The organism is Pseudolactococcus yaeyamensis, from assembly GCF_054658615.1.
The window spans coordinates 1-4,188 of record NZ_BAAGGP010000136.1 but is presented as its reverse complement, the minus strand read 5'-3'; the positions used below and the strand labels follow the sequence as shown (position 1 = coordinate 4,188).

Sequence of the window (4,188 nt, the reverse complement as noted above, 5' to 3'; positions counted from 1 at the left end):
ACGACGCACATGACGATGATTAGGACATCGCTTAAAGGATATTTAACATATCTTTCATCTCGTGAATCTTCTATAATCATAAATTTTTCTTGTAGTGTCATATTCTTCTCCTAATGGCAGTGTAGCACTTTTGGTTAATTTTTCAAGACTAATTTATGAAACGACCGTGCCGAAGATACACGGCCGTTTCACGAGTTTGATTTTTCTGAAAAATACATTTTAAATTGAATTTATGAAACGGCCGTGTACACAAGCCAACTCACTCTTGATTTTTTAACCAAAGTATGGAAAAATAAATAATTAGCAGACGGAAACGCTTTCAAGTATTTTTCCGTTTTTCTACCTTTTGTAAAAAAGAGATGAACGAAATATAACACATAAAATGATAGTAGAAGGGGTGCTATGGCAGTTACAATCAAAGATGTGGCTAGACGTGCTGGCGTTAATCCGTCAACGGTTAGTCGAGCGATTCATAATCATTCGGCGATTTCTGACAAAACAAAAGAAAAAGTTAAGAAAGCCATGGCTGACCTAGGTTATTCACGAAATTCTGCAGCGCAAATGTTGGCAAGTGGTAAGGCGGGGGGCTATTGGTGTGATTTTTCCACCGATGGAAAATAAATCTGAGCAACCCTTTTTCATGAAAATTTTGACAGTCATTAACCAAGAAGCCCGTCAAAACAAAATCACAGTTTCAATCGCCTCCGGTCATACAAATGAAGAACTTTTAAGTCAAGTCAGGGTCATGTACCAAGAAAAACGTGTTGATGGCTTTATCATGCTTTATGTTGAGGAAGAAGATGCTGTGCGGGATTATCTCCTAGCAGATGAGATTCCTTTTGTCATCGTCGGTACTCCTATTGAGCGGGCCAATGAAATCATGGCTGTCGATAATGATAACAAACTGATGGGGGCTGAGGCAGCTCAGTATTTAGCGAATTTGGGGCATAAAAAATTAGCATTTGTGACGAATACGGAGAAAGGTGAAGTTTTCCATGAGCGTTACCGTGGTTTTGCTGATAAGATTCAGTCGCTTGGTCTCAGTGGTCATTTGCTGAATACAACTGAAGAATTAGTGATAGGAGAGGCGACAGCTCTTGTGGTTTTAGATGATATTTTAGCTATCAAAGTCATTCAAGGACTGACAGAACGTGGAATTACCGTTCCGAATGATATCTCAGTGATTTCCTTTAATAACTCAGTTTTTGCGAGCCTGATTTATCCTTATTTAACGACATTTGATATTAATATCACACAACTCGGTCATCGTTCTGTGCAAAAACTTTTGCATTTACTTGCAAAACCGTCTGATTTTAAAGAGAAAGTGACGGTACCTTTTGAGCTTAAAGTACGCGAATCAACGAAAGCTGTCAACTGATGGCTTTTTATGTTTATCTTAAGTTTTTTAGACTAAAATAGTGTAAAATGAAAAGAAAGCAAGTTGATAAAAGGCGATGAGTGCCTGATAATTTATTGAGAGGTAAACAAGACGATGATCAAAATACTATTAGTAGAAGATGACCTATCTTTATCCAATTCCGTTTATGATTTTTTAGAAAATTTTGCTGATGTCGTTCAGGTTTTTGATGGCGATGAGGGCTTATATGAAGCAGAAATGAATATTTATGACATCATTTTACTTGACCTCATGTTGCCAGAAAAGAACGGCTTTGAAGTCCTAGCTGAACTGCGAGCTAAAGGCATCAAAACGCCGGTTCTAATCATGACCGCTAAGGAAAGTCTAGACGATAAAATGCACGGCTTTGAAATCGGTGCAGATGATTACCTAACTAAGCCTTTCTATCTAGATGAGCTGAAAGCACGGATTCAGGCTCTACTCAAACGCTCAGGCAAACTTGAAGATACTTCAACCATTAAATATGGCGATGCTCTCGTCGTCAATACGGCTAACAATCAAGTGACAATATCAGGTCAATCCGTCGAAATTCTCGGAAAAGAATTTGATTTGCTCCTATATTTTCTGCAAAATCGGAATGTTATTTTACCTAAAGAGCAGATTTTCGACCGTATTTGGGGGTTTGACAGCGATACAACCGTCACCGTTGTAGAAGTCTATATGTCAAAATTACGTAAGAAACTCAAAGGCACCGAATTTGCGGAAAATCTTTCCACCTTGCGCAATGTCGGTTATATTTTAAGATAGGCTAGCGTATATGAAAAAAGATAAAGAACAAAACGCATGAAAAAAATCGTCAAAAAATTCGCCAGTCATTCTCTATTTCGCTTTGATGTGAAGCATTTTTTGCATTTCTTTGTCGTCTTTACGGTCATTTTCGTGGCCCTATCCGCCATTATCCTGCAAACATTGACTTCAGGCATCTATAAATCAACAGATGAGACCATCGAAAGATTGGCTAAAAATCCGCTCATGCTGACAAATCTAGCCTTGCATGACACTAATAATACGACCATTTTCTCAGATACCCCAACAGATAATCAAGGAAAACCTGCATCTGTCACACCAGTTTCTGGTTTTTTACCCAACCAGACAGTTGTCCTTTATGATAAAAAAGGTCAGATTTTAAATGCTGATACTAATTTAGAGACCGCTACGGTGGCTAATAGCCTGAAATTTGATAAATCAAATATCGGCAAAATAGGAACAGTCACCGTCAAAACAGCGACAGGCGATACGCTTCTCTATCGCACCAAAATTTTTAAAGCTAATTTTAGTAAAGGTATCACGACTAATATCGCCTATATTCAAATTTTGGTTAATGTTGATCAGTTATCAGACAGTCTATCTCGAAGTCAACTTATTATCTTGACGACCATGGTCAGCTTTTGGCTGATTTCACTGGTAGCCTCTATTTATCTCTCTAGATGGTCACAAAAACCAGTCTTGGCAGCTTACGAGAAAGAAAAGAATTTTGTTGAAAATGCCAGTCATGAGCTGAGAACGCCTTTGACAATCTTGCAAAATCGGCTAGAACTTTTATTCCAAAAGCCGACAGCGACGATTATTGATCAGAGTGAAAATATTTCGCAAAGTCTGGCAGAAGTCCGCAATATGCGAATGCTGACCAGTAATTTGCTCAATCTCGCTAAACGTGATGGTGGTCTTAAAGTTGAGCTAACAAAAGTCAATCAGACTTATTTTGAAAAAATATTTGAAAATTATAAGCTACTTGCAGAAAACTCTGAACGCGTCTTTACTAGCTCAGTCAACTTTAAAGATTGCGTTAAACTAGATGAAAGCCTGATTAAACAAGTCCTCACGATTTTGTTTGACAATGCTGTCAAGTATTCAGATGTTGGCAGTCATATTGATATTCAAGTCGAGAAAACAAGTCAAACTTTGATAATCACAACTTCAGACAATGGCTACGGCATTTCTGACGATGATAAAAAGAAAATCTTTGACCGTTTTTACCGTGTGGATAAGGCAAGAACACGTCAAAAAGGTGGCTTTGGCTTAGGTTTATCGTTAGCCAAGCAGATTATTGATGCCTGTGGCGGTCGAATTGATGTCCAAGATAATCACCCCCAAGGCACCAAGTTTATCATTAAATTGCGTGTCTAAATTAGCCGTTTAGGCACACATGCAAGGAAAGAAAATAGAAATACCATGCTTAAAAAAATGATGATCCGTGTGCTCATCGCACCTATCAGATTCTATCAAGTCGTTATCTCGCCCTTGCTCCCTGGGGCTTGTCGCTATCATCCGACTTGCTCTAATTACATGATTATTGCCATCCAAAAACACGGTTTTCTAGGAGTATTAATGGGCACAGCGCGAATTCTACGTTGCAATCCTTTTGTCAAGGGTGGTGTTGATTATGTCCCAGGCTATTTTTCTTTGAAAAGAAATCCGATTAAGCCTGAACGATAATAATGGGGAGATGGCGTTTCAAGCTTATTAAATAATTTTCAAAACAAAAGAGTTTGGGACAAAAGTCCTCTAAAAAAATAGGCTATGAATCATTTCTGATGTTAATCGGAAACGTTCATAGCCTATTTCTGTGTAACTTTTCGACAAAAAAAATAAAATCCTGTACAATTAAAGTGTCTAATCCCAAAAGTCAGGAGTTGTTCTTTAGGCATAAAAATTATAACATGAAACAGGTCATTTTACCACTTGATTTAGAAATAATGATGCCAGAAGATGATATTTGTTTTGCCATTCACGAACTGATTGAAAGTATCCCTGAGGACAAATTCACTGCC

Annotated in this window: 3 protein-coding genes and 1 pseudogene; all 4 read left to right on the top strand. The window is 37.9% G+C overall.

Going from position 1 to position 4,188, the window contains the following annotated elements:
- Positions 1 to 402: 402 nt before the first annotated feature.
- The 4 genes and pseudogenes from ACYQ21_RS14820 to yidD all read left to right on the top strand — a co-directional run bounded on the left by ACYQ21_RS14820 (position 403) and on the right by yidD (position 3,853).
- A pseudogene (locus tag ACYQ21_RS14820) lies at positions 403 to 1,378 on the top strand (LacI family DNA-binding transcriptional regulator).
- Positions 1,379 to 1,492: 114 nt separating this feature from the next.
- A complete protein-coding gene (locus ACYQ21_RS14815) occupies positions 1,493 to 2,164 on the top strand; it encodes a response regulator transcription factor (RefSeq protein ID WP_460059388.1) in 672 nt (223 codons plus the stop codon).
- Positions 2,165 to 2,200: 36 nt separating this feature from the next.
- On the top strand, positions 2,201 to 3,544 hold the full coding sequence (locus ACYQ21_RS14810) for a sensor histidine kinase (RefSeq protein ID WP_460059386.1): 1,344 nt from the start codon (positions 2,201 to 2,203) through the stop codon (positions 3,542 to 3,544).
- A 60-nt stretch (positions 3,545 to 3,604) separates the two neighbouring features.
- Positions 3,605 to 3,853, top strand: a complete 249-nt coding sequence (gene yidD / locus ACYQ21_RS14805) for a membrane protein insertion efficiency factor YidD (protein WP_460059390.1) — start codon at positions 3,605 to 3,607, stop codon at positions 3,851 to 3,853.
- Positions 3,854 to 4,188: the final 335 nt, after the last annotated feature.

What these genes read in the sequence shown, in the direction of transcription:
- ACYQ21_RS14815 (WP_460059388.1), top strand. Translation starts at nt 1,493, where the DNA reads ATGATCAAAATACTATTAGTAGAAGATGACCTATCTTTATCCAATTCC.
- ACYQ21_RS14810 (WP_460059386.1), top strand. Translation starts at nt 2,201, where the DNA reads ATGAAAAAAATCGTCAAAAAATTCGCCAGTCATTCTCTATTTCGCTTT.
- yidD (WP_460059390.1), top strand. Translation starts at nt 3,605, where the DNA reads ATGATCCGTGTGCTCATCGCACCTATCAGATTCTATCAAGTCGTTATC.